This is a genomic window from Mesorhizobium sp. M8A.F.Ca.ET.165.01.1.1 (assembly GCF_004792065.1).
GTDB lineage: Bacteria > Pseudomonadota > Alphaproteobacteria > Rhizobiales > Rhizobiaceae > Mesorhizobium.
The window spans coordinates 1-371 of record NZ_SRTH01000113.1 but is presented as its reverse complement, the minus strand read 5'-3'; the positions used below and the strand labels follow the sequence as shown (position 1 = coordinate 371).

Below are 371 nucleotides of genomic sequence, written 5' to 3'. Positions count from 1 at the left end.
CTCGCGCATCTGGGTACCCAGCTCTCCGGTCATGAGCTGGCCTCCGCCAACGCCGCATTCGTGCTCTGCTACGGCGTTGGCATGGTTATCGGCCCGCAGGCGATCGGCATCGGCATGGACGCCTTCGGTCCCTCAGGCTTCGGCTGGTCGCTCGCGCTGTTCTTTGCCGCCTATATGCTCCTGGTCTGCGTCCGGCTGGTACGCAAGATCTTCTAAGGCACAGCGATGTCGCCAAGGCTTGAGTATCCTGACATCACCGTGTCAGCAGCACCCCTGCTATACCCTCGCTCCAACGCACGAAAAGTGAGGACACATCCGATGATCGACAGCGGCTTTGAAACCAAATCCCTCAGGATGGAACTGCTCCTGCT

The 371-nt window shown here is 60.1% G+C and carries 1 pseudogene; it reads left to right on the top strand.

Annotated features, from left to right (window positions below):
• Positions 1-216 (top strand): annotated as a pseudogene (locus EN808_RS35335) (MFS transporter); the annotation flags it as partial.
• Between the last annotated feature and the right edge of the window lie 155 nt (positions 217-371).